This is a genomic window from Methylibium sp. (assembly GCF_013817345.1).
In the GTDB taxonomy this organism is placed as follows: domain Bacteria; phylum Pseudomonadota; class Gammaproteobacteria; order Burkholderiales; family Burkholderiaceae_C; genus Methylibium.
This window is the reverse complement of sequence record NZ_JACDCW010000018.1, coordinates 28,217-50,819: the sequence shown is the minus strand read 5'-3', so window position 1 is coordinate 50,819 and position 22,603 is coordinate 28,217. Positions and strand designations below refer to the sequence as shown.

Below are 22,603 nucleotides of genomic sequence, written 5' to 3'. Positions count from 1 at the left end.
CCACGAAGCCGATCGCCAGCGCGAACAGCGCCGTGCTGCCGAAAGCCAGCAACAAGGTCAGCACCAGCGAGTCGGTGCGCGCGCGCTCGCGCTCGTCGAGCGTCTCGGCCACGCGCACCTGGCACAAGCGCCGGCCGCACTCGACCGCATGCACCGCCACGCGCACCGGCAGCCCATCGAGCCGGGTCTCGAACAGGCGGCGCTCGCCGCGCTCCAGCGCCAGACGCGGCTCGCGCAGCAGGGCATCGCCGGCGATCGGCTCGCCGTCGGGGCCGAGCACCACGAAGAACACGGCCACGGTGCTGCTCGTGCGCAGCGACTCCTCGGTCTGCGCATTGAGGTCGAAACGCACCTCGTCGCCCGCCACGTGCACGAGGTTGCCGAGCGCCAGGGCCCAGTCGCCGAGCGCCGCGTCGTAAGCGGCGTTCATGCGCTGCATCTGGCTGCGCAACTCGAGAGAAGCCCGCAAGGGCGCGATCAGCAGCATCACCAGCAGCACCCACAGCATGAGGGTGGCCTTGAGGCTGCGCAGCATCAGGACCCCGCAGGCGGCGTGGCGGGGGCGAGAACTTCTTCGACGAGGTAGCCGAAGCCGCGAACCGAGCGGATGCGCAACCCGGCCGGCTCGATCTTGGGCCGCAGCCGCGAGACGTAGACCTCCACCGCGTTCTCCGACAGCGCATCGTCCCAGCCGCTGATCGCCTGCAGGATCTGCTCCTTGCCGACGACGTGACCGACGCGCCCGAGCAGGTACTCCAGCACCGCCCACTCGCGTGCCGACAGCTCCAGCGCCTGCGCGCCGATCCAGGCGCGGCGGGCCTCGATGTCCATGCGCAGCCCGCCCATGGAAAGCACGCTGCCCTGGCGGGCCTGGTGACGCCGCGTCAGCACACGCACGCGGGCGATCAGTTCGGCCAGCGCGAAGGGCTTGACGAGGTAGTCGTCGGCGCCGGTTTCCAGGCCGTGGACCCGGTCCTCGATGGCGTCACGTGCGGTGAGGATGAGCACGGGCAGCGTCGAGCCCTGCGCGCGCACGCGCCGCAGCGTCTCGAAGCCGTCGATGCCGGCCAGGCCGATGTCGAGGATGAGCAGATCGTAGGGATCGGCCTTGACCGACGCCGGCACCGGCTCGCCGCGTGCCGTGTGATCGACCACCCAGCCCTGCGAACGCAGCGCCCGGGCGGTGGACTCGGCCACGGCCGGATCGTCTTCGGCGAGCAGGATGTGCATGGTGGTGAGTGGCGTTGCGGGCAGGTCGCGCGCACGGGTCGAACGAACGACGCCGGGCACTGTAGCGCCGGTGCAGAGGCCGTGCGGGTCAGCATCGTCAGGCGCGAGGGCAGCGTCCTGACGTGGTGCTGACGCAGGGCCGCCGGCGCGGCTTCAGAAGAACGCCTGGATCCCCGTCTGCGCCCGGCCGAGGATCAACGCATGCACGTCGTGCGTGCCCTCGTAGGTGTTGACCACCTCCAGATTGACCATGTGGCGGATCACGCCGAACTCGTCGGAGATACCGTTGCCGCCGAGCATGTCGCGCGCCGTGCGAGCGATGTCGAGCGCCTTGCCGCAGGAGTTGCGCTTCATCAGCGAGGTGATCTCGGGCGCTGCCGTGCCTTCGTCTTTCATGCGGCCCAGGCGCAGGCAGCCTTGCAGGCCGAGCGTGATGTCGGTCTGCATGTCGGCGAGCTTCTTCTGGATCAGCTGGTTGGCGGCCAGCGGGCGGCCGAACTGCTGGCGGTCGAGCACGTACTGGCGGGCGCGGTGCCAGCAGTCTTCCGCGGCCCCGAGGGCGCCCCAGGCGATGCCGTAGCGCGCGCTGTTCAGGCAAGTGAACGGGCCCTTCAGGCCGCGCACTTCGGGGAAGGCGTTTTCCTCCGGGCAGAACACCGCGTCCATGACGATCTCGCCGGTGATGCTGGCGCGCAGGCCGACCTTGCTGTGGATGGCCGGTGCCGACAGTCCCTTGGCGCCCTTGTCGAGGATAAAGCCGCGGATCGCGCCCTCTTCGTCTTTGGCCCAGACGAGAAAGACGTCCGCGATCGGCGAGTTGGTGATCCACATCTTGGTGCCGGTCAACTCGAAGCCGCCGGCCACCTTGCGGGCCCGGGTCACCATGCTGCTCGGGTCGGATCCGTGGTTCGGCTCGGTCAGGCCGAAGCAGCCGATCCATTCACCGCGTGCCAGGGGCGGCAGGTATTTTTGTTTCTGTGCCTCGGTGCCGAAGGTCTCGATCGGCACCATGACCAGCGAAGACTGCACGCTCATCATCGAGCGGTAGCCGGAATCGACGCGCTCGACTTCCCGCGCGACCAGGCCGTAGCAGACGTAGTTGAGCGCGGCGCCGCCATAGGCTTCGGAGATCGTGGCGCCGAGCAGGCCGAGCTCGCCCATCTCTCGAAAAATCGCCGGGTCGGTCTTCTCGTGGCGGAAGGCCTCGAGCACCCGCGGCGCGAGCCGACCCTGACAGTAGTCGCGCGCCGCGTCACGAACCGCGCGCTCGTCGCCGGAGAGTTGCGAATCGAGCAGAAGGGGGTCGTCCCAATGGAAAGCAGCAGCCATGTTTTTTGCTCCTGAGAGTGACCATCGAGTTTAGCGAGGGCTGTGCGGCGGCCAGACGACGCGGGTCGGCATGGGTCGCACTTCGGCGCGCGAGTGAACCGATGCGGGTAAATACCAGTCTCAACGGAGTTGGTTAAACAAGGAACCTGCTGGTTAGCGTGCGCTCGCTCTCTTGGTATTGACCATTCCTGTGGATAATCAATCGAACTGAATGGAGCGTTGCATGCGCTTTTAGCACTCCACATACGTGAGTGCTAGTATTGCCGCCGAAAAGGAGATCCCTCGATGTCCACAGCTGCTGTTCACGCTTTTCCCATGGCCGGCGCCTCGCCGGTGCCCATGCTGCGCGATCCGTGGGCGCTGGTGCCCTCGCTCGGCAACCTCGACGCCTACATCTCGGCCGTCAACCGCCTGCCCATGCTCACGCTCGAGGAAGAGCAGTCGCTGGGCCGGCGCCTGAGCCAGCACAACGATCTCGAGGCCGCGGGGCGGCTGGTGATGTCGCACCTGCGCCTAGTGGTGTCGGTGTCGCGCCAGTACCTGGGCTACGGCCTGCCTCACGGCGACCTGATCCAGGAAGGCAATGTCGGCCTCATGAAGGCCGTCAAGCGCTTCGACCCGAGCCATGGCGTGCGCCTGGTCAGTTACGCGCTGCATTGGATCAAGGCCGAAATCCACGAGTACGTGTTGAAGAACTGGCGCATGGTCAAGCTGGCCACCACCAAGGCGCAGCGAAAGCTCTTCTTCAATCTGCGGTCCATGAAACAAGGCTTCAAGGGCGACGCCGACGACGCCGACCTTCACCGCAGCACCCTGACCGATGCCGAGATCGACATCGTCGCGCGCGACCTCAACGTCAAGCGCGAAGAGGTGATCGAGATGGAAACGCGCCTGTCCGGCGGCGATGTGGCCCTCGAACCGCAGACCGACGACAGCGAGGAGAGCTATGCACCGATCGCCTACCTCGCAGATGAAAGCGCCGAGCCGACCCGCGTGCTCGACGCCCAGCGCCGCGACGTGCTGGCCAGCGACGGCATCAGCCAGGCCCTGGAGGTGCTCGACACGCGCAGCCGGCGCATCGTCGAAGAGCGCTGGCTCAAGGTCAACGACAACGGCTCGGGCGGCATGACGCTGCACGAACTGGCCGCTGAATACGGGGTGAGTGCCGAGCGCATCCGCCAGGTCGAGGTGGCGGCCATGAAGAAGATGCGGAAGGCCTTGGCTGAGTACGCCTGAACATCAACTCGCCAAAACGAAGGCGGCCCGCGGGCCGCCTTTTTCGTGGCCGCCTGCTGATCGAAATCAGGCGAGCAAGCGCTTCAGATCAGAGACCCACGCCTCGACCGGCTGGCCGTAGCGTACGAACAGGCGCAGCCGCCCCTGCGGATCGAACACGTACGCGCCGGCCGTGTGGTCCACCGAGTAGCTGCCGGGCTCCTTGCCTGGCACCTTCTGGAAATAGGCCTTGAACGACTTGGCCAGCGCCTGTGTCTGCTCGACCGTGCCTCGCAGGGCAATGAAGCTCGGGTCGAAGTTCGCCATGTACCGCTCGAGCAGCTTGGGGGTGTCGCGCTCGGGATCGACCGTGACGAACAGGGCCTGCAGCCGCTCACCGTCTTCGCCCAGCTTTTCCTTCACGGCGGCCAGTTCGGCCATCGTGGTCGGGCAGACATCCGGGCAATGGGTGAAGCCGAAGAAAACCACCACCGCCTGGCCCTTGAAGTCGGCCAGCGTGCGCTGGCGACCGCCGATGTCCGGCAGCGACAGCTCGCCGCCGTAGTCGGCGCCGGTGATGTCGATCGCCTGAAAGCCGGCGGCGGGTGCCTGGCGCTCGCAGCCCGCGAGCAGGGCCGCGGCCGTGACAAGAAGAAGAGTGAAACGTCGGAGCATCGGTTCAACCGCGCAGCAGCGGGTCCAGGTAATGATCGGTCAGCAGCGCGGCGAACAGCAGCGACAGATGCCAGATCGAAAAACGGAAGGTGCGCCGCGCCAGCGCCTCGCTATAGCCGCGCCACAGCTTGAAGGCGTAGGCACAGAAGCCGGCGCCGAGCAGCACGGCGGCGACGAGATAGATCCAGCCGCTCATGCCATAGACGAAAGGCAGCAAGGTCGCGGCGAACAGCACGAAGGTGTAGAGCAGGATCTGCAGCCGCGTGAAATCATTGCCGTGGGTGACGGGGAGCATCGGCAGGCCGGCGCGCGCATAGTCTTCGCAACGGTACAGGGCCAGCGCCCAGAAATGCGGCGGCGTCCACAGGAAGATGATGAGGCACAACATCAGCGCCTCGGGCCCGACCTCGCCGCGCATGGCGGCCCAGCCCAGCACCGGCGGCATCGCGCCCGACGCACCGCCGATGACGATGTTCTGCGGCGTGGCCGGCTTGAGCAGCACGGTGTAGACGACCGCATAGCCGACGAAGGTGGCGAAGGTCAGCCACATGGTCAGCACGTTGACCCAGAACCCCAGCACCGCCATGCCGGCACCGCACAGCAGCACCGCGAAGCCGAGCGTGTGCCGGTTGTCGAGCTCGCCCTTGGCGGTGGGCCGCCAGGCGGTGCGCTTCATCTTCGAATCGATCGTCTGCTCGACCAGGCAGTTGAAGGCCGCCGCGGCGCTGGCCACCAGCCAGATGCCGACCGTCGCCGCCAGCGCCACGCCCCAGGCGGCGAGCGAGGGCCAGCCCGGCACCGCGAGCAGCATGCCGATGACGGCGCAGAACACGATCAGCTGCACGACGCGCGGCTTGGTCAGGGCGCTGAACTGGCGCCAACGGGCCAGCCACGAGGGCAGCGCGGTGGACGGGGTCGCGAGGGTGTCGGACATGGCAAGCGCCGATGCTAGAGAGTGCCGCGCGCCGGGACGGCGCCCGGGCGCCGCGACCTGGCTTCGGCACCCTTGATTTCGGTGCGCCCGCGTTCGAGTTCGACGAGGTCCAGCTCGGTGTGTTCGGTGGCAACGCCGCGCATCATCAACGCCGTCAGCAGCAGCACCAGTGCGGCTGCGCCTCCAGTGTGGCCCAGGGCAGCGGCCAGCGGCCAGCCGAGCACGACATTGCTGACGCCGCTCGCTAGCTGCCACAGGGCTATGGCGACCAGGCCATAGGCAAATCGCCGCAACGCCGCGCGCCGCGAAAGGCGCCAGGCCAGTGCGGCGAGCGCGGCCAGCAGCACCGCGGCGCCGAGCCGGTGCGCCATGTGGATGGCGGTCAGCGCCTCGAAGGGCAGCCAGCCGCCGCCCGCGCCGACGCCGAGCGGTCGCAGCAGCGCAAAGCCTTGTTCGAAGTCCATCGCCGGCCACCAGCGGCCCTGGCACATCGGGAAATCGGTGCAGGCCAGCACCGCATAGTTTGTGCTGACCCAGGCGCCAAGTGCGATCTGGAGCCCGGCCAGCGTTGCCACCGCCACCATGCCGCGCCTGAGCGCAGGGCTGACCCCCACCGGCTCGCCTCGCCCACCCCAGGCCTGTACCGCCAGCAGAACCAGCAAGGCCAGACCGCCGAGCAGGTGCGCCGTGACGATCGCCGGGTACAACTTGAGCGTCACCGTGAAAGCCCCGAAGGCGCCCTGGATGCAGACCCACACCAAGGTCGCCGTCGCCCACCAGGGCGAGGTGAACGGCGCCGCATGGATCGGCGTGCGCTGCGCCCGGCGGCGCTGCTCGCGCCACTGCTGCCAGGCGAGCGCCGTCATCGCGATGATGAGCACGCCCACGCCGGTGGCGAGGTAGCGGTGCAGCATCTCGATCCAGGCCTTCGCATGGGTGACCGGGCCGCTCGGCAGGGCCGTTTCGGCGGCCCGAATGGACTCGCGGGCCCCCACCGGGCTGGCGCTTCCGTAGCAGCCGGGCCAGTCGGGGCAGCCCAGGCCGGAGTCGCTGAGCCGGGTGAAGGCGCCGAACAGCACCAGATCGAAGGTGAGGAACAAGGTCAGCAGGGTCAAGGCGTGACGGCGCCGGCTGCGGTCGGCGCCGCGCGTTCTCGCCCACACCCAGGCCAGCGGGCCGAGCGCGATGAGGATGCCGAGCAGCGCCATGCGTGCAAGCGGCTGCAGATCGACAAGCGAGGAGCTGTCCATGTGCGCTTCAGCGTCCTGCCGGGTCCCAGTTCGCCGAGGCGCGCAGCAGCTTCTCGAGATCGTGTTTGATGGCCGACGCATCGCTGGGCGCGGGGAAACGCATCATGTAGTTGCCGAGCGGATCGACGACGTGGAAATGCGCCGCCAGGCTCTGCCCGGGGGCCGCTTGCAGCCATCCGGCCAACGCCTCGCGCGGCGCACGCAGCACCAATGCACCCTGCAGGGCAGGCAGCAACTCGGGGCGCACGGCGGCCTTGTCGTCGATGAGCCAGACGCGGTCTACGCGGCTTCGGTTCTTGCCGAGCGCCTCGCGCAGCTGCCTCTGCAGGTAGAGCTGCCGTTCGCAAAGCGCGTCACAGGCGCCGCCGGCCACCGTCACGAGCAGCCACTGGCCCTTGAGCGCCGCCGGGGCGACGCTCGCGCCCTGCAGATCCGTGAGCGGCAGTGCTCCCAAGTCCGGAAAAGGCTGCTGGGGCTGGATGAGCACGCCGTGGTTGGTGCCGCCTTGCGGGCGGATCAGGTAGTAGGTGACATAAGACGCGATCACCGGCGCGGCGCAAACGAGCAGCACCAGCAGCATCTTGAGCCGGCCGTGGCGTGCCTGCGCGCGGGGAAGCACGGGCGAAGGCAGGCTGTGGACCGCGAAGTTCAGCGGCTCGGGCGTCGCCGCCTCACCGGTGCGAGCGTCGCTGCCGTAGCCGGGGCTGGAGGAGTTGGAACCAGACATACAAACCGGTGAAGAGGGTGGCCAGGGCGAACCACTGGAAGGCATAGCCGTAGTGCTTGTGAACGTCGGCCGCGGGGAGCGGCCACTCACGCAACAAGCCATCATGAAGCGCTTCGTCGCTGCTTTGCATCACCGTGAGCGGCCGAAGCAACAAGCCGGTTTCGCGACCGTAGCCTTCGAGGTGGATATTTTGCCGGAGCCGGCCGGCCTCGCCCTCGGCGAAGTCGTAAAGGGCAGCCGGCGGCCCGGCAATGCGGCCGCTCACGCTCACCGCGCCGGACGGCGTGGGCACTTCGGGCAGCAGCGCGCGGTCGAGTCGGTGGCGTGGCGCCCAGCCGCGCTGGACCAGCACTGCGTCGCCCGGGGCGAGTTCCAGCGGTGTGAGAACGAAGAAGCCGGGCCGTCCGTTCATCTGCCGGTTGTCGAGAAAGACGGTGTGCTCGGCCAGCCAGCGACCACCGAGCGTAACGCCGCGGTAGTGTTGATCAGCGGCGGCCTCAAGGCTGCGTGCCAGGTCGGCGGGCGCAAGCGCCGGCAGGCTGCTACGCGCTTGCAGGCCGGCCTGCATCGCCTCCTTCTGGGCGGCTCGAGAGAGCTGCCACAGGCCCAGGCGCGCCGTCACCCCCACAGCGACCAGCGTGGCGAGCAAGACGACCCATCGGCGTGCGTTGGCACTCACACGAAGCGCGCCGTGGCGTTGCCATACAGTGAGCGCATGAAGTGGATCGTGGGGCTGGCCTTCTTCGGCATCATCGTGGCGCTGGCCTCTGCCGGCCGTGCCTTGCTGGGTGACGGCCGCGACGGCAAGCCCAAGACCAACCGCATGCTGCAGGCCCTGGCGCTGCGCATTGGGCTGTCGGTGGCGCTGTTCGTCTTCATCCTCGTGGCCTACAAGCTGGGCTGGATCCAACCGACCGGGCTGCCCTTGTTCCGGTGAAAAGCGAAAAGAGCGCCGGCGGCGCTCTTTTCGCGGGGTGAGCCGGAGAACTCAGAACCAGTACACGACGATGTACAGGCCCAGCCACACCACGTCGACGAAGTGCCAGTACCAGGCCGCGCCCTCGAAGCCGAAGTGACGGTCCGGCGTGAAGTGGCCCTTCATGATGCGGATGGTGATGAACAGCAGCATCAGCATGCCGACGAACACGTGAAAGCCGTGAAAGCCGGTCAGCATGAAGAAGGTCGAACCGAAGGCGCCGCTGCTCAGCTTGAGGTTCAGATCGGCGTAGGCGTGGTAGTACTCGTAGCCCTGCACGACGAGGAAGGTCGCGCCGAGCAGCACCGTAAGCCACATGAAGGCGATGGTCTTGCCCCGATGGTTTTCACGCAGTGCATGGTGGGCGATGGTCAGTGTGACGCCCGACGTCAGCAGCAGCGCCGTGTTGATGGTCGGCAGCCAGAACGGGCCCATGGTGGTGAAGGGCTCGACCACGCCGGCCGGCGACGCGGTCGCGCCGGCTGCCATGCTCGGCCACACCGCCTTGAAATCGGGCCACAACAGCGCGTTTTCGAGGCCGCCCAGGTTGGGCACCGAATGCTGGCGCAGCCAGTAGAGCGCGCCGAAGAAGGCGCCGAAGAACATGACCTCGGAGAAGATGAACCAGCTCATGCTCCAGCGGAACGACAGGTCGACGCGGTGGCCGTACAGGCCCTTCTCGCTTTCGCTGATCGCTTCGCGGAACCATTGCTGCAGCACGAAGCCCCACCAGACCAGACCGAACAAGACCGAATAGGCGCCCCAGCTCGATCCGTTGACCCATTGGCCGGCGCCGAGGATCACGAAGAACAGGCCGATGGCGGCCATGATCGGGTGCCGCGAGGGCCCCGGCACGAAGTAGTAAGGCGCTTGCCCCTGGGTTGCTGCCGACATGTTTTCTCCTGAGAACTCTTTTCGCGGGATTCAAAGCCTGCTTCGAGGCGGACCACTCCGCCGGCTGCCGCTCGATCTTTCGTTTGCCTCTACTACTCGGACCGTGACTCTATGCGCTCAGCCGGCCACGCCGCTGCCGATGACCCAACTCACCAGGCCGATCAGCGCGGCGATGAACAGCAGCGCACCGATGACGCCGGCGACGATCACGTGCACCGGGTTGATCTCGCTCAGATCCTTTTCCTGGTCGGCCGATTTGCGCACACCGAAAAACGACCACGCCACCGCCCGCGCCGTCTGGCGGAACGAGCCTTTGCGCCGAGCCGCGGACCCCAGGTCACTGCTCATGACGGCGCCTTGACCCTCGGCTCAGCGCTTTGCGACTCGGGGGATTGCTGCGCGACCGGCTTGCCGCCGACTTCGAAGAACGTGTAGGACAGCGTGATCGTGCGCACGTCCCTCGGCAACTTGGGATCGACGTAGAACACCACCGGCCACTGCTTGGCCTCACCCGGCTGCAACTGATATTCGTTGAAACAGAAACACTCCAGCTTGTTGAAGTGGGGCATCGCCTGTTTGGGTGCATAGCTGGGAATCGCCTGCGCGGACATCGCCCGGTTCTGCGTATTCTTGAACTCGTACATCACCGTGGTCAGCTCGCCCGGGTGGACTTCCAGCGAGCGCACGGCCGGCTTGAAGTCCCATGGCCCGCGCGCGTTGGCGTCGAACTCCACCGTGACGGTGCGGCTGCGGTCGATTTGCGTGTTGGCCGCGGTGCCCATGCCGGCGCCGGTGGCATTGCGCTCGGACAAAGACAGCACGTTGATACCGAGCGCGTCGCAGACCGCCTCGTACAAGGGCACCAGCGCGTAGCCGAAGCCGAACATCATCATCGTGATGACGGCCAGCTTGCCGAGCATGCGGCGGTTGTTGCCGCGCATGCGCGCACTGCCGGAGGACTTGCCGCCAGGGTCGCGGCCAATGGGCTTGTTCATGAGGGCCGGTCAGGCGCCGAACAGCGTCAGCTTGGCGAGCAGGCCGAGCGCGAACGCCAGCGCCACCGACGCGAGGATCAGTGCCAGGCGCAGGTTCTTCCTGCGTTGCTCGGGCGTGGTGGCCATCTGCGACTCGCTTGTCACTGCCAGCACGGTCTCAGTCGACAATTCGCGTCGCCGCTGCGTTGAGCTTGGGGGGGGTCTCGAAGGTGTGGAAAGGCGCCGGTGACGGCACTTCCCACTCCAGGCCTTCAGCCGCTTCCCAAGGACGTTGCGGTGCCTTCTCGCCGATGCCACGCATGGCAGGGACGACGACGAAAACGATGAAATAGACCTGCATCAAACCGAAGCCGAGCGCGCCTACCGAGGCCAGCGCATTGAAGTCGGCAAACTGCATCGGGTAGTCGGCGTAGCGCCGAGGCATGCCCGCCAGCCCGAGGAAGTGCATCGGGAAAAAGGTGATGTTGAAGAAGATCAGCGAGCCCCAGAAATGGATCTTGCCGCGCGTCTCGGAATACATCACCCCGGTCCACTTGGGGCTCCAGTAGTAGTAGCCGGCGAACATGGCATAGAGCGAACCGGCCACGAGCACGTAGTGGAAGTGGGCCACGACGTAGTACGTGTCCTGGAGCTGGATGTCGACCGGCGCGACCGACAGGATCAGGCCGGTGAAGCCGCCCATCGTGAACACGAAGATGAAGCCCACCGCCCACAGCATCGGCGTCTCGAAGGTCATCGAGCCGCGCCACATGGTGGCAATCCAGTTGAACACCTTCACGCCCGTGGGCACCGCGATCAGCATGGTCGCGTACATGAAGAACAGCTGCCCCGTCACCGGCATGCCGGTGGTGAACATGTGGTGCGCCCAGACGATGAACGACAGGATCGCGATCGACGCGGTGGCGTACACCATCGAGGTGTAGCCGAACAGCCGCTTGCGCGAGAACGCCGGCACGATCTGGCTGATGATGCCGAAGGCCGGGAGGATCATGATGTAGACCTCCGGGTGTCCGAAGAACCAGAAGATGTGCTGGTACATCACCGGGTCGCCGCCGCCCGCCGGGTTGAAGAAGCTCGTGCCGAAATGGCGGTCGGTGAGCGTCATGGTGATCGCCCCGGCCAGCACCGGCATCACTGCAATCAGCAGGTAGGCGGTGATCAGCCAGGTCCAGGCGAACATCGGCATCTTCATCAGCGTCATGCCGGGCGCGCGCATGTTGAGGATGGTGACCACGATGTTGATCGAGCCCATGATCGAGCTCGCGCCCAGGATGTGCAGCGCGAAGATGGCCATGTCCATCGACGGGCCCATTTGCAGCGTCAGCGGCGCGTAGAGCGTCCAACCCGCCGCCGGCGCGCCGCCGGGCATGAAGAATGACGCCGACAGCATGATGGCCGCCGGAATCAGCAGCCAGAAGCTGAAGTTGTTCATGCGCGCGAAAGCCATGTCGGCCGCGCCGATCTGCAGCGGCACCATCCAGTTCGCAAAGCCCACGAAGGCCGGCATGATGGCGCCGAACACCATGATCAGGCCGTGCATGGTGGTGAGCTGGTTGAACAGCTCCGGATTGATCAGCTGCAGGCCCGGCTGGAACAGCTCGGCGCGGATGCCCATGGCCAGCACGCCGCCGATCATCAGCATGGTCAGCGAGAACAGCAGGTACAGCGTCCCGATGTCCTTGTGATTGGTGGCGTACATCCAGCGCCGCCAGCCATGGGGGTGCGCGTGGGCTTCGTCGTGGCCGTGACCGACATGATCGTGGGGGAGAACTGCACTCATGGGATGTCCTCGGAGAGACGGCTGGAATTACTTGCGGGCGGCGGCCACGTCGGCCGGCTGCACGATCTGACCGGTCTGGTTGGACCAGCTGTTCTTGGTGTAGGTCGCGACCGCGGCGATCTCCGTGTCGGAGAGCTGAGGCCACGGCGGCATCGCGCCGCCACCGGCCCCATGCAGCAGGATCGCGATCTGCTTGGACTTGTCGGCGTCGAGCACGACGGCCGAGCCGTCGAGCGGCTTGATCGGGCCGGCCCCCTTGCCGCTGGCCTGGTGGCAGGCCACGCAATTGGCGGCATAGACCTTCTCGCCGCGCGCGGTCAGTTCCGGCAGAGCCCACACCTTGGCGGGGTCGTCGGCCAGGGCCGACATTTCCTTGTTTCGGGCTTCGACCCAGACGGCGTAGTCGTCCTGCGAGACCACCTTGACGTGAATGGGCATGTAGGCGTGTTCCTTGCCGCACAGCTCCTGGCACTGCCCGTAGTAGTCGCCGGTCTGCTCCGCACGGAACCAAGTGTCGCGCACGAAACCGGGGATCGCGTCCTGCTTGATGCCGAGCGAGTTGACGGCGAAGGAGTGGATCACGTCGTTCGCGGTGGTGATGATGCGGACCTTCTTTGCGACCGGCACGACCAGCGGGTTGTCGACCTTGAGCAGGTAGTCGTCACCGGCCGGCTGGCCGGCGTCGGACATGGCGCGGTGCGTGGCGTCGATCGTGGAGACGAACGCGATGCCCTCGCCCTCGCCCTTGATGTAGTCGTAACCCCACTTCCACTGCATGCCGGTGGCCTTGATGGTCAGGTCGGCATTGGTGGTGTCCTTCATCGCAACGACCACCTTCGTCGCCGGCAGCGCCATGAAGATCACGATGATGAACGGCACGATGGTCCAGGCGATCTCGACCGTGGTCGATTCGTGGAAGTTGGCCGGCTTCGCGCCCTTGGACTTGCGGTGCTTCAGGATGGAATAGAACATCACCCCGAACACGCCCAGGAAGATGAGCGTGCACAGGATCATCATGAAGTTGTGCAGCCATATCTGTTCCTCGGCGATGCGTGTCGCAGGCGGGTGAAGATCGAGCTGATTGACGGCCGGGCCGCCGGGCAGATCGCCCACTGCGCGTGCGGCGGTCGTGGTCAACAGTACCGCCAGACCGAGACCGGCCTGGGCAAGCTGCCGGTGCACGGCCAGTGCGGCGCTCTTGAGGCCCTTGATCGTCTTCATCATGCTCGCTTCCAAACTAATCTCTCGACTCACCGCCCCGACGGCCATTGCCGCAAGGCCGTGCGGAATTCCTCGGCCAGTGCCCGCCGCAGTTCGGGCCGCACGTAGCGACCCACCGCAATGTCCCGGCCCTGACCCGACAACTCGATCAAGGACCGATCGTCACCCTGCGGCTCGATACGAACCCACTCGGACACGAACTCGGCGCGATCGAAGCGCCCGCCGTGCTGGTGCTCCACCGTCAGGCGACCCGATTGCAATGCGATGCACTCGCGATCGGCCGCGTGGCGCGCATAGAACAACAAGGCTGCACCGAACACGAGCACCTCGGCCCACGCAAACGGCATCACCAAGGTGGCGCCGTGAACCCAGAAGTATGTTGCTATTCCCAACGAAATCACGCACACGGATGCATATACCGCGAGCAGTTGCAAAGGCGACAGCGAGCAGTTGCGCTTGAGCACCCACTCCACCGAGACCGCCGCGTTGTCGCGGTGTCCGTCGCTCGCATGCACCTGCCCGAAGGTGAGGTGCGCCGGCAGCCCGTCCGGTGGGGTGGGCGCTGACATGCTGCTGGCTCCTTGCTGCGTCGTCGCAGTCGCCGCGGACCATACCGCGACACCTGCGCACAGCGCGGGAGTCTATCGCACCGCCGATCGCGATCTCGACTTGCTCAGGCATCGGCCGCGCCTTTGCTGCCGCTGCGCGCCATCGTTCGCAGCGTGTCGAGCGAGATGCTCGTCTGCGCCGCGACGCGCACGCGCGGCGCCGGCTTGAAGGCATGGCCGTAGACGATCTCGAACGTCAGATGCAGACGCCCGTCCGGGCCGGTCAATTCGCTCGCGAGCAACTCGTGCAGGCGGGCGAGCCAGCGCGGGGTGCGCAGGCCGGCCTGTCGCTGCGCCGAAGCGTTGCCGCCCAGAGTACGCAGTTCTGCCAGGGCGCTCGGCGCATCGGCCCACGTGAGCGTGAGGCGCTCCATGTCCATCACGGGATCGGCGAAGCCGGCATGCACCATGGCATCGCCCAAGTCGTGCATGTCGATGAAGGCATGCGCGGGCGGCGGCTCGCCCAGCTTGCGGTACAGCGCGCGCAGTTCGCGCAGCGTGTCCGGACCGAAGCAGGAGAACATCACGAAGCCGTCGACCGCGAGTGCCTCGTGCCAGTGCGCGAACGTGGCCGCCGGCTCCACGCTCCAGTGCAGCATCATGTTGGCCCACAGCAGTTGCGCCTGCGCCTCGCGCGGCAGCGCGTCCTCGCGCCATGCCGAGGACGAGGCGGCGCGCCAGCGCCGTGGCGACCACCAGGGCGCGCGGGCCGCGCGCTGGCTGCGCTGCAGCAGCGCGTCGGTCGGCTCGACCGCCTCGATGTGCGCCCTCGGGTACTGCGCGCGCAGCGCACCGCCGCCGCCGCCGAGTGCGGCCCACCAGTCGATCACACGCACCGGTTTCGCAAGCACCACCGAGAGGCGCCCCGCCATGCGCTGCGCGATCTCGCGGTGCAGCCACGGCGCCTGCCCTAAATGAGCGGCTCTGCGCAGATGCGCCTGCACGGCGCTCGGCTGCGGGCCGGGCTGAGGCGCTGGGACAGGAGGTACGGTGCTCATCGGCGCGGCAGTATATTGAGCCGCTCATGCCGAGCCGTTCGCACCCCCGCCCGCTGCGCGGCCTGAGCTCCTGGCGCGACCACTGGCCCAACCGCTGCGCGGTCTGCCATGCCGATACCGTCGGCGCTGCCGCGCGCATATGCACCGACTGCGCCTTGCGCTTCGCGGCCGACGTCCCGCGCTGTCATCGCTGCGCGCTGCGGGCTCCGAGCGGAAAGCCGCTTTGCGGCGCCTGCCTGCGCGCTCCGCCTCCCTGGTCACGCGCCATCGCGGCCTGCGACTACGGCTATCCCTGGGACGGGCTGCTCACGGCCTTCAAGTTCCACGCCGCACTCGATCTGCTACCGGCGCTGGCCGGCTTGCTGGCGGCACGGATACCCACGCCGGCCGCGGGAGTCGACCTGCTGTTGCCGATGCCGCTCTCAGCCGCCCGTTTGCGCGAGCGCGGCTACAACCAGGCGGGTCTCCTTGCGGCACAACTGGCCAGGCGTTTGCATCTGGGCTGCAGCGCCGACGCACTGCTGCGCGTCACCGACACGCCGCACCAGATCGCCCTGCCGCGCGAACAGCGCGGCCCCAATGTGCGCGGCGCCTTCGCCATCGCGCCGAGGGCCCGGCTGCAAGGCTCGCGCGTCGCACTGATCGACGACGTCATGACCACCGGCGCAACGCTCGGCGAACTCTCGCGGCTGCTGCTGACGAGCGGCGCAGCCGAAGTGCAGGTCTGGGTCTTCGCGCGCACGCCCGCCTGAGCCGCCGCCCGCCCTGCGGACAACCGCTCTGCGCTCTCGCTTTCATCCTCGGACCCACGCCGCACCGCATGTTCAACATCGTTCTCGTGCAACCGGAGATCCCCCCGAACACCGGCAACGTGATCCGCCTGGCCGCCAACACCGGCTGCACGCTCCATCTCGTGGAGCCGCTGGGTTTTTCGATGGAAGACAAGCTGCTGCAGCGCGCGGGACTCGACTATCACGAGTACGCCGCCGTGCACCGTCACGCATCGTGGGCCGCCCTGCTCGCTCACCAGGCGCCTGTTGCAGCGCGGCTGTTCGCGTTCACGACGCGCGGCGCCACGCCGTTCGCCGAAGTCCCGTGGCAGCGCGGCGATTGGTTGGTGTTCGGCAGCGAGACACGCGGTCTGGACGCCGCCGTGCTCGAGCGCTTCGCCCCGGCACAGCGCGTGCGTCTGCCGATGCGCCCCGGCCAGCGCAGCCTGAACCTGTCGAACGCCGTGGCTGTGGCGGTCTTCGAGGCCTGGCGTCAGCAGGGCTACGACGGCGCGGTGTAAAGCCGCAAAGCCGCTCGGCGCCGGCTCAGCTCAGCGCCGACTGCTCGGCGCAATAACGTCCGATCAGCGCAAGCAATTCCTCTTCGCTGTACGGCTTGCCGAGGTAGTGATTCACGCCGAGTTCGGCGGCGTACTCGCGGTGCTTCTGGGCAATGCGCGAGGTGATCATGATGACCGGCAGCGCCGACAACCTGGCGTCGCCGCGGATGTTGCGCACCAGGTCGAAACCGTCCATGCGGGGCATCTCGATGTCCGACAGCACGACCGTCGGGCGTTCGTCGGCCAGACGCTCGAGCGCCTCCAGGCCGTCCTTGGCGAGCACGACGCGGTAGCCCTCGCGCACCAGCAGGCGCTGCGTCACGCGGCGCACCGTCAGCGAGTCGTCGACCACCAGGATCAGGGGCGTGGCCGGCGCCGCGACGGCTGCAATCTCCTGCAAATGCGGCTGCAGCTGAGCGTTGCTGCGGGCCGCGGCGGTGGTGCGGCGTGCCGCCTCGCCATAGACCGTGGCCAAGGCGACCGGGTTGTAGATCAGGGCCACGGCGCCCGAGGCCAGCAGCGTCATGCCGGCCAGACCGGGCAGGCGCGAAAGCTGCGGGCCAAGGTTCTTGACCACGACTTCCTGGTTGCCCAGCACCTCGTCAATGTGCAGCACCACGCGCTGCTGGGCCGAACGCACCACGACCACCGGCCGGGTGCGCCCGGGCACTTCAGTGCTGCCGGTGTTCGCCTGCAGCAGCGCGCCGAGCCAGAAGAACGGCAGGCTGTGATCGCCATGGCTGTAGGTGCCGCTGGAGTAGCCGGCCTCGATCTCGTCCGGGCTGGCGCGCCGCACGATCTCGACCAGGGTGGCCGGCACGGCGACGGTCGCCGTGCCGCAACGCAGCATCACGACTTGAGTGACGGCCGTGGTCAGCGGCAGCACCAGTTTGAAACTGGTTCCCTGCCCGGCCGCCGTGGCGGTTTCGATCCGCCCGCCCAAGGCATTGACCTCCGCACGAACCACATCCATGCCGACGCCACGTCCCGCCAGCTCGGTCACGGAGTCCGCGGTGGTCAGGCCGGGCATGAAAATCATGTTGGCGAGTTCAGCATCGGCATGCGTGGCGTCGGCGTCGAGCAGACCCATGGCCACCGCCTTGTCGCGGATGCGCTTCAGATCCAGGCCGGCGCCGTCGTCGCGGAATTCGACGCTGACCTCATTGCCTTCCTGATGCAGCGTGACCAGCACGCTGCCCGACGGGTCCTTGCCTGCGGCGGCGCGCTCCGCCGGCGTCTCGATGCCATGCGTGATGCAGTTGCGCAGCAGGTGCTCGAAGGCGCCGGTCATGCGGTCCAGTACGCCGCGGTCGACTTCGATCGAGCCGCCGACGATGTCCAGCCGCACCTGCTTGCCGGTTTCCTTGGCCGCCTGGCGCACCACGCGGTACAGGCGCTCGGACAAGCCTTCGAACTCCACCATGCGGGTGCGCAACAGGTCGTCCTGCAGGTCGCGAGTCAGCCGCTGCTGCACCGCCAGCTCGTCTTCCGCCGTCTCCAGCGTGCGCTGCAGGGTGCGCTGCACGGTGGCCACGTCGTTGACCGACTCGGCCATCATCCGCGTGAGCTCCTGGAAGCGCGTGAAACGGTCGAATTCCAGCGGATCGAAGCTCTGCGCGGCGGCCTTGGCGGCTTCCATGCGCGTGCTCATCTGCGTTTCGGCCTGCAGCTCGATGTCGCGCAGTTGGCCACGCAGGCGCTCCAGGTTTTCAGTCAGGTCGCCGAGCGAGCTCTTGATCTGTCCGACCTCGGACTCGAGCCGCGCGCGGGTAATGCTGACCTCGCCCGCCTGATTGACCATGCGGTCGAGCAGCTGGGTGCGCACCCGCACCGCGGCGGCGGAGGCCAGGGGCGCGCGTGCGGAGGCCGGCTGCGTCGTCGCCGCGGCCGGGCCGGCCGTGGCAAAACGCGACCAGTCGATCTCCGTGCCGCTGGACGGCCGGGTTGTTTCGACGCTCGGGGACGCGGGCGTTTCACCGACCGGCACCGTCACAGGCGGCGCTTCAGCCGGGGCAGTGTCCTGAGGCCCCAGGGAAGCCAGCACCGCAAAGCCCGAGGCGGGCGGCGCGGGTTCGACAACGCCGGGCGCCTGCAACGCATCCTGAGCCAGCGCCGCGACGGCGACGGCTTGAGCGGCTTCGTAGGCCAGCGCGTCACGCTGGCGCAGCGCCTCGAAAGTCGCGCTGAGCGCATCTGCCCGGCCGAGCAGGCCCTCGATCTCCTCGCGGCCCGCCGCATCGCGGGCCAGCAGGTGTTCGATGGCGGTTTCCAGGCGGTGCGCGCGCTCACCCAGGCGCATGGCACCGGCCAGCCGCGCGCCGCCCTTGAGCGTGTGCAAAGTGCGCATGGCGGCACCGGCATGCGCTGGCTCGCCCGGCTGCTCGGTCCAGTCGCGCAGGTACGAACTCAACTCGGGCAGCAGCTCCTGGGCCTCTTCCTCGAAGAACACGAACAGATCGGCGTCGACCGCATCGACCGAGTCGATGTCCTCGTCACTGTCGAGCGCCAGCAACGGCGCGGCTCGCTGCGGCTCGGCCGCAAGCGCAGTGAAGGGCTTGAACTCGGCTTGGCCCAGTGCAGCGTAGGGGCCCGCAGCCGGCGCGTCGTGCGGCGCTTCCGGCGCCTGCGTGGCGTGCGGTTGCGGCGCATCGACCGCCGCGGGCGCTTGTTCATCGGGGGCGGGTGGCGGCGCCGCGAAAGCGTCGGTCGCGGGCAGGTCGCCCAGCGTGGACGCGCGGGCGTCGGGTCGGCGCACCAGTTCGAGCTCGTGCGCGGCCAGCTGCTCCATCAGCCCGGGCGGCGGGGACTTCAGGAAACCGGCAGCGAACTGGTGCAGCAGGCGCCGGACTTCGTCGGCACCGGCCATGAACAGTTGCGCGTCGGCCGGCGTGCCGCCGCCGAGGCTGTCGGAGCGCATCAGGGCGTGCTCGAGCTGGCGGGCCAGCACCGAGAGATCGGCGAAGCCCACGGTGGCCGAGCTACCGGCCAGCGAATGCGCGAGCGCGACGGCCGTCTCGCCGACCGGGCGATGCAGCTCGTGCGCCCACTCGGCCAGCTCGGTGCCGAGCCGGCGCGACAACTCGTCGGCCTCGTTGAGGAAGATGTTGAACAGCGGGATGCCGATGCGAAGCGGCCCGACCTGCTTGACCTGATCGTTGTAGGCCTCGGTCCCCGCGTCTTCAGCACTCTCGGCGGCTGTCTCGCCGCGTTCGGCGGCGTCATCGTCGATGCGGGCCACCTCGGCCACCGGAATGGCTTCGGCTTCGAGCGAATCCACTGCCGCGACAGTCGCGGCCTCGACAGACGGCGCAGGCCATGCGTCGTCTTGCGCTCCCTGCTCGAGCCCGCCGGTTTCACTCGCCACGTCGTCCGGCGCGTCAACAGCCTGCGGCGGTGCGGCGGGCATGTCCAGATGAAGCGTGGTGATGACCGCCTCGTCGAGACCGGCCGTATCGGGGCCTTCGAACGACATCGGCTCGGTCGGTGCAACGTCGAACGTGTGCGGCTCAATGGCCTCTTCGAGCGCCGGCACTTCCCGCGCCGCGCCGGGGCTCGGGTCCAGCGACAGGTCGATGTCGGCCAGCGCCTGCTCGAAGTCCAGAAGCTGCGGCGGCTCAGCGGGCGCCGGCGTGGGGGCCTCGTCGCTGAGATCGAAGGTGAAATCGAGCCCCGGCGGAGCGGCCGGCTCAGCGAGTGCTTCGGCGCTCGTCGTCGGAGCAGACACCGGCGGCGCCGAATCCGTTGCAGGCGCCAGGTCGAGATCGCTGGCCGCCGGCAACTCGAAGGGCAGCGGCACTTCCGGCAGCGTGATCATCACGCCCGGCACGGTGATCGGCGCGGCTTCGTCGATCGATCCCGACCAGCTCCCCCCGATGCGCAAGGCGTCGGCGGCGCGCCGTACCAGCCCGCTGCGCCACCCGGAAGCGTCGCCCTCGGCGATGCCCTCGACCCAGGCGGCCAAGTAGCCGAGCGCCTGCTCGCTGCAAGCCAGCAAGTCGTCGCCGGCCGGCTGCTGGCTGGCCAGCCAGGCGTTGTAGAGCTGCTCGCAGGACCAGGCGGCTTCGCCGAAGTCGTTCAGCCCGACCATCCGCGAACTGCCCTTGAGCGTGTGGAAGGCGCGCCGCATGGTGGTGAGCTGGGCGGCGTCGTCGTTCTGTTCTCGCAGCGCGGCCAGCGCTTCGCCGGCCGCTTGCAGCACCTCGCGCGCTTCCTCGAGGAAGATCTCGCGCATCTCGTCGTCGCCTTCCAGGCCCGTCACTTCGACCGGCGCGCTGGGCGCGAGCGACATGAGCGGCATGCGCGCGGAGGAAACCGGGCCCGCCGCGTCCAGCCCGACCGGGTCCGACGCGGTGGAGACGAAACCGGCCAGGGCGCCGGCCAGCTGCTCACGCAGGGCCGACTCCGACGCAACGCCGGCGCCCGGCGCGCTCGCCTGCTGGAGCGCCGCCTGAGCGCTCGACAGGCTGGCGACCAGTTCCGGCTGCGCCGACACCTCCGGTGTGAGCGAGAGGCGTTCGATCTGCTCCGAGACCTCGTCCAGCGGCATCGTCGCGCTGGCGCCATCGGCGAGTTCCTGAGCCTGGGCGATCAAGGCGGGCTCGAGCCGGCTGGAGGCAGCGGCCTCCAGCGGAGACGCATGGCGCACCAGTTGCGAAACCAGGATGCCGCTTGCGGCATCGAAGTTGAACATCGACTTGGCCGCCTGCGGCTGAACGCCCAGCAGGTCGATCAGAAAACTCAGGGCGCTGAGGTTGCCGGCCAGGCGTTCGAACAGAGCCTGCTGATGGCGCGCCTCGCTGCCGGCTGCGACCAGCGCATCGACGTCGTCGCGCATGCGCAGCACCGCATGGGTGGCCTGATCGAGGCCGAGCACCGACAACACGCCGCGCATGGTCTGCAGCTGTGCCGGCACCGGAATCAGCACGGCCGGCTCGGTCGGCGCGCGGAAGAACTGGTCGATCAGCTTTTCGGATTCGGACAGCGCCGCACGCAACTCCTGCACCACGCTGCCCAGCGTCTGGCGGTCGGAGACGCGGCGGTACAGCTCCTCCATCCAGGGCTCGAGCGGCTCGGGGGGGGCGCCGCCGTGTACGGCGTCGATGCGCTGGGCCAGACGCGCAATGCGTGCGACCTGATCGGGGTGGTCGAAGGCGCCGTCTTCCAGCGCGGCTTCGAGATAGAGCACGCTGGTGGCAATTTCCATCGCTAGCGCCGATGCCGGCGCGCTGGCGGCGTGCACGGTGTGGCCAACCGCGCGCGAGAGGGCCTCGCCGAGCACTTCGCCGCCGGGCACCAGCCGCTTGAGCGAATCGGCGACCAGCGCGAACTGCTCGTTCAGGCCGGCGAAGCGGTGCATCTCGCCACCCGCCACGGCCGACCACGAATCCTTGGCGCTGCCGACGCGCTTTCTGGCCTGCGTGACCCAGGCCGGGTCATGGCGGCCGAGCGCAACCGTGGCGTAGTCGCCGGGCGCGGCATCGCGGCTCAGCGGGTAGGCACAGCGCACCGCCGCCAGGCGCGGCGCTTGTTCGCCGCTCGGCGCGGCCGCCTGGGCGCAGAAAAAGCTCAGATCCTGCGCCAGCCGCTCGCCGGCGGTGGCATCGCCGCGCTGCTGGTTGCGCAGCTGGGCGAGCAGACGCGAGGTCAGGCGCTTGGTGTAGACGTCGGGCGCCAGCAGCCCGCAGGACTGCGCCTCGAAGAAGGCCGCAGCCAACTGCCACAACGTTGCGATGTGGCTTTGCTGAGACAACTGAGCGGCAGCACTGGCCAGACCGGCGCTGAGCTCGCTCAGCCGCTCAGTGATCTGCGGGCCGGGTCGGCGCATCAGCGTCAGCACCTGCGACTCGAACTCCGCGGTGGTGCCCAGGTCGGCTGCCCGCGGCGCCACGTCAGGCTCTGCAGCGACCGCATGCCATTGCCAGTCCTGCGGCCACAGGTCGGCCGGATGGATGCGTTCGGCACCGGCGGCTTCCTGCACCGCCTTGTACTGCGGGAACATCGCCACGGGCGAGACCGGCTTGCCGGCCAGGCGCCGGGCCAGGTAGTCGAGCAGCGCGAAGGACGCTCGCTCGATCGCCTCGACCGAGGCATTGTCGAGCTTGTGCGGCTTGGCGATGTAGCGCTGCACCACCGCCTCGCTGGCGCGCAGCATGGCGGCACCGGCGGGCAGGCCGACCAGTTCCAGCACGCCGATGCCCTGGTGCAGGTGGCCGCGCGCAGTGCGCAGCAGCGCCGGCTCGACGTCGTCGAGATCGGAGCCGTAGGTGGATTCGGTTTCCTTGAGCGTGCGCCGCAAGGACTTGTGAGCCGCATCGAGCGACTTGCGCAATTCCTCTTGCACCCACGCGAGGGCGCTGACGTCGTCGAGGGTGTCCGGTTGGCTTTGCATCGGCTGCCTTGTGTGCATGTGCTGCGCGGTCGCCCCGCGCCTTTCGGCGCCGG

At 68.2% G+C, this 22,603-nt stretch carries 21 protein-coding genes; 4 read left to right on the top strand and 17 right to left on the bottom strand.

Going from position 1 to position 22,603, the window contains the following annotated elements; translation table 11 throughout:
* From H0W40_RS05415 to H0W40_RS05405, 3 genes are all read right to left on the bottom strand, one after another.
* The coding region (locus H0W40_RS05415) for a sensor histidine kinase N-terminal domain-containing protein (protein ID WP_292443974.1) at positions 1 to 535 on the bottom strand (535 nt) is incomplete at its 3' end.
* On the bottom strand, positions 535 to 1,230 hold the full coding sequence (locus H0W40_RS05410; protein WP_292443972.1) for a response regulator transcription factor: 696 nt from the start codon (positions 1,228 to 1,230) through the stop codon (positions 535 to 537). The genes H0W40_RS05410 and H0W40_RS05415, both read right to left, overlap by 1 nt.
* A gap of 153 nt (positions 1,231 to 1,383) precedes the next feature.
* The gene (locus H0W40_RS05405; protein ID WP_292443971.1) at positions 1,384 to 2,559 is read right to left on the bottom strand and encodes an acyl-CoA dehydrogenase; all 1,176 of its coding nucleotides are present in this window, start codon (positions 2,557 to 2,559) and stop codon (positions 1,384 to 1,386) included.
* A 315-nt stretch (positions 2,560 to 2,874) separates the two neighbouring features.
* Here H0W40_RS05405 and rpoH point away from each other — a divergent pair, with 315 nt between their 5' ends.
* A complete protein-coding gene (rpoH, locus tag H0W40_RS05400) occupies positions 2,875 to 3,795 on the top strand; it encodes an RNA polymerase sigma factor RpoH (RefSeq protein WP_292443986.1) in 921 nt (306 codons plus the stop codon).
* A 66-nt stretch (positions 3,796 to 3,861) separates the two neighbouring features.
* On the opposite strand, the gene H0W40_RS05395 is transcribed toward rpoH, so the two are convergent.
* Genes H0W40_RS05395 through H0W40_RS05375 form a run of 5 tightly spaced genes read right to left on the bottom strand, consistent with a single transcriptional unit; the run spans position 3,862 to position 8,039 of the window.
* Positions 3,862 to 4,449: an SCO family protein gene (locus H0W40_RS05395; protein WP_292443969.1), complete on the bottom strand. Its 588-nt coding sequence runs from the start codon at positions 4,447 to 4,449 to the stop codon at positions 3,862 to 3,864.
* 4 nt (positions 4,450 to 4,453) lie between these two features.
* A complete protein-coding gene (gene cyoE, locus H0W40_RS05390) occupies positions 4,454 to 5,383 on the bottom strand; it encodes a heme o synthase (RefSeq protein WP_292443966.1) in 930 nt (309 codons plus the stop codon).
* Positions 5,384 to 5,397: 14 nt separating this feature from the next.
* Positions 5,398 to 6,633, bottom strand: a complete 1,236-nt coding sequence (locus H0W40_RS05385; protein WP_292443964.1) for a heme A synthase — start codon at positions 6,631 to 6,633, stop codon at positions 5,398 to 5,400.
* Positions 6,634 to 6,640: 7 nt separating this feature from the next.
* A complete protein-coding gene (locus tag H0W40_RS05380) occupies positions 6,641 to 7,360 on the bottom strand; it encodes a hypothetical protein (RefSeq protein ID WP_292443963.1) in 720 nt (239 codons plus the stop codon).
* Positions 7,305 to 8,039, bottom strand: a complete 735-nt coding sequence (locus H0W40_RS05375) for an SURF1 family protein (protein ID WP_292443962.1) — start codon at positions 8,037 to 8,039, stop codon at positions 7,305 to 7,307. Before H0W40_RS05375 ends, H0W40_RS05380 begins: the two co-directional genes overlap by 56 nt.
* Positions 8,040 to 8,075: 36 nt before the next feature.
* Here H0W40_RS05375 and H0W40_RS05370 point away from each other — a divergent pair, with 36 nt between their 5' ends.
* The gene (locus H0W40_RS05370) at positions 8,076 to 8,297 is read left to right on the top strand and encodes a DUF2909 domain-containing protein (RefSeq protein ID WP_292443961.1); all 222 of its coding nucleotides are present in this window, start codon (positions 8,076 to 8,078) and stop codon (positions 8,295 to 8,297) included.
* Between the two features lie 51 nt (positions 8,298 to 8,348).
* On the opposite strand, the gene H0W40_RS05365 is transcribed toward H0W40_RS05370, so the two are convergent.
* The 8 genes from H0W40_RS05365 to H0W40_RS05330 all read right to left on the bottom strand — a co-directional run bounded on the left by H0W40_RS05365 (position 8,349) and on the right by H0W40_RS05330 (position 14,832).
* Positions 8,349 to 9,230 carry a cytochrome c oxidase subunit 3 gene (locus H0W40_RS05365; RefSeq protein WP_292443959.1) on the bottom strand — a complete coding sequence of 294 codons (882 nt, stop codon included), beginning with the start codon at positions 9,228 to 9,230 and terminating at the stop codon, positions 8,349 to 8,351.
* A 117-nt stretch (positions 9,231 to 9,347) separates the two neighbouring features.
* On the bottom strand, positions 9,348 to 9,578 hold the full coding sequence (locus H0W40_RS05360) for a DUF2970 domain-containing protein (protein ID WP_292443958.1): 231 nt from the start codon (positions 9,576 to 9,578) through the stop codon (positions 9,348 to 9,350).
* Positions 9,575 to 10,171, bottom strand: coding sequence for a cytochrome c oxidase assembly protein (locus tag H0W40_RS05355; RefSeq protein WP_292443984.1), 597 nt, complete (start codon positions 10,169 to 10,171; stop codon positions 9,575 to 9,577). The genes H0W40_RS05360 and H0W40_RS05355 overlap by 4 nt, the downstream gene beginning before the upstream one ends.
* A gap of 63 nt (positions 10,172 to 10,234) precedes the next feature.
* Positions 10,235 to 10,351 carry a cytochrome oxidase small assembly protein gene (locus tag H0W40_RS05350; RefSeq protein ID WP_292443982.1) on the bottom strand — a complete coding sequence of 39 codons (117 nt, stop codon included), beginning with the start codon at positions 10,349 to 10,351 and terminating at the stop codon, positions 10,235 to 10,237.
* Positions 10,352 to 10,382: 31 nt separating this feature from the next.
* Positions 10,383 to 12,005: a cytochrome c oxidase subunit I gene (ctaD, locus tag H0W40_RS05345; protein WP_292443956.1), complete on the bottom strand. Its 1,623-nt coding sequence runs from the start codon at positions 12,003 to 12,005 to the stop codon at positions 10,383 to 10,385.
* Positions 12,006 to 12,032: 27 nt separating this feature from the next.
* Entirely contained in the window at positions 12,033 to 13,226 is a 1,194-nt protein-coding gene (gene coxB, locus H0W40_RS05340; RefSeq protein ID WP_292443980.1) for a cytochrome c oxidase subunit II, read from the bottom strand.
* A gap of 29 nt (positions 13,227 to 13,255) precedes the next feature.
* Positions 13,256 to 13,795, bottom strand: a complete 540-nt coding sequence (locus H0W40_RS05335; RefSeq protein ID WP_292443955.1) for a DUF2244 domain-containing protein — start codon at positions 13,793 to 13,795, stop codon at positions 13,256 to 13,258.
* A 104-nt stretch (positions 13,796 to 13,899) separates the two neighbouring features.
* Positions 13,900 to 14,832: a biotin synthase gene (locus H0W40_RS05330; RefSeq protein ID WP_292443954.1), complete on the bottom strand. Its 933-nt coding sequence runs from the start codon at positions 14,830 to 14,832 to the stop codon at positions 13,900 to 13,902.
* Positions 14,833 to 14,858: 26 nt separating this feature from the next.
* On the opposite strand from H0W40_RS05330, the gene H0W40_RS05325 reads away from it, so the two are divergent.
* The gene (locus H0W40_RS05325) at positions 14,859 to 15,584 is read left to right on the top strand and encodes a ComF family protein (protein ID WP_292443952.1); all 726 of its coding nucleotides are present in this window, start codon (positions 14,859 to 14,861) and stop codon (positions 15,582 to 15,584) included.
* A 68-nt stretch (positions 15,585 to 15,652) separates the two neighbouring features.
* A complete protein-coding gene (trmL, locus tag H0W40_RS05320) occupies positions 15,653 to 16,123 on the top strand; it encodes a tRNA (uridine(34)/cytosine(34)/5-carboxymethylaminomethyluridine(34)-2'-O)-methyltransferase TrmL (protein WP_292443950.1) in 471 nt (156 codons plus the stop codon).
* 25 nt (positions 16,124 to 16,148) lie between these two features.
* On the opposite strand, the gene H0W40_RS05315 is transcribed toward trmL, so the two are convergent.
* The gene (locus tag H0W40_RS05315; protein ID WP_292443948.1) at positions 16,149 to 22,550 is read right to left on the bottom strand and encodes an Hpt domain-containing protein; all 6,402 of its coding nucleotides are present in this window, start codon (positions 22,548 to 22,550) and stop codon (positions 16,149 to 16,151) included.
* Positions 22,551 to 22,603: the final 53 nt, after the last annotated feature.

What these genes read in the sequence shown, in the direction of transcription:
- H0W40_RS05410 (WP_292443972.1), bottom strand. Translation starts at nt 1,230, where the DNA reads ATGCACATCCTGCTCGCCGAAGACGATCCGGCCGTGGCCGAGTCCACC.
- H0W40_RS05405 (WP_292443971.1), bottom strand. Translation starts at nt 2,559, where the DNA reads ATGGCTGCTGCTTTCCATTGGGACGACCCCCTTCTGCTCGATTCGCAA.
- rpoH (WP_292443986.1), top strand. Translation starts at nt 2,875, where the DNA reads ATGGCCGGCGCCTCGCCGGTGCCCATGCTGCGCGATCCGTGGGCGCTG.
- H0W40_RS05395 (WP_292443969.1), bottom strand. Translation starts at nt 4,449, where the DNA reads ATGCTCCGACGTTTCACTCTTCTTCTTGTCACGGCCGCGGCCCTGCTC.
- cyoE (WP_292443966.1), bottom strand. Translation starts at nt 5,383, where the DNA reads ATGTCCGACACCCTCGCGACCCCGTCCACCGCGCTGCCCTCGTGGCTG.
- H0W40_RS05385 (WP_292443964.1), bottom strand. Translation starts at nt 6,633, where the DNA reads ATGGACAGCTCCTCGCTTGTCGATCTGCAGCCGCTTGCACGCATGGCG.
- H0W40_RS05380 (WP_292443963.1), bottom strand. Translation starts at nt 7,360, where the DNA reads ATGTCTGGTTCCAACTCCTCCAGCCCCGGCTACGGCAGCGACGCTCGC.
- H0W40_RS05370 (WP_292443961.1), top strand. Translation starts at nt 8,076, where the DNA reads ATGAAGTGGATCGTGGGGCTGGCCTTCTTCGGCATCATCGTGGCGCTG.
- H0W40_RS05365 (WP_292443959.1), bottom strand. Translation starts at nt 9,230, where the DNA reads ATGTCGGCAGCAACCCAGGGGCAAGCGCCTTACTACTTCGTGCCGGGG.
- H0W40_RS05360 (WP_292443958.1), bottom strand. Translation starts at nt 9,578, where the DNA reads ATGAGCAGTGACCTGGGGTCCGCGGCTCGGCGCAAAGGCTCGTTCCGC.
- H0W40_RS05355 (WP_292443984.1), bottom strand. Translation starts at nt 10,171, where the DNA reads ATGCGCGGCAACAACCGCCGCATGCTCGGCAAGCTGGCCGTCATCACG.
- H0W40_RS05350 (WP_292443982.1), bottom strand. Translation starts at nt 10,351, where the DNA reads ATGGCCACCACGCCCGAGCAACGCAGGAAGAACCTGCGCCTGGCACTG.
- ctaD (WP_292443956.1), bottom strand. Translation starts at nt 12,005, where the DNA reads ATGAGTGCAGTTCTCCCCCACGATCATGTCGGTCACGGCCACGACGAA.
- coxB (WP_292443980.1), bottom strand. Translation starts at nt 13,226, where the DNA reads ATGAAGACGATCAAGGGCCTCAAGAGCGCCGCACTGGCCGTGCACCGG.
- H0W40_RS05335 (WP_292443955.1), bottom strand. Translation starts at nt 13,795, where the DNA reads ATGTCAGCGCCCACCCCACCGGACGGGCTGCCGGCGCACCTCACCTTC.
- H0W40_RS05330 (WP_292443954.1), bottom strand. Translation starts at nt 14,832, where the DNA reads ATGAGCACCGTACCTCCTGTCCCAGCGCCTCAGCCCGGCCCGCAGCCG.
- H0W40_RS05325 (WP_292443952.1), top strand. Translation starts at nt 14,859, where the DNA reads ATGCCGAGCCGTTCGCACCCCCGCCCGCTGCGCGGCCTGAGCTCCTGG.
- trmL (WP_292443950.1), top strand. Translation starts at nt 15,653, where the DNA reads ATGTTCAACATCGTTCTCGTGCAACCGGAGATCCCCCCGAACACCGGC.
- H0W40_RS05315 (WP_292443948.1), bottom strand. Translation starts at nt 22,550, where the DNA reads ATGCAAAGCCAACCGGACACCCTCGACGACGTCAGCGCCCTCGCGTGG.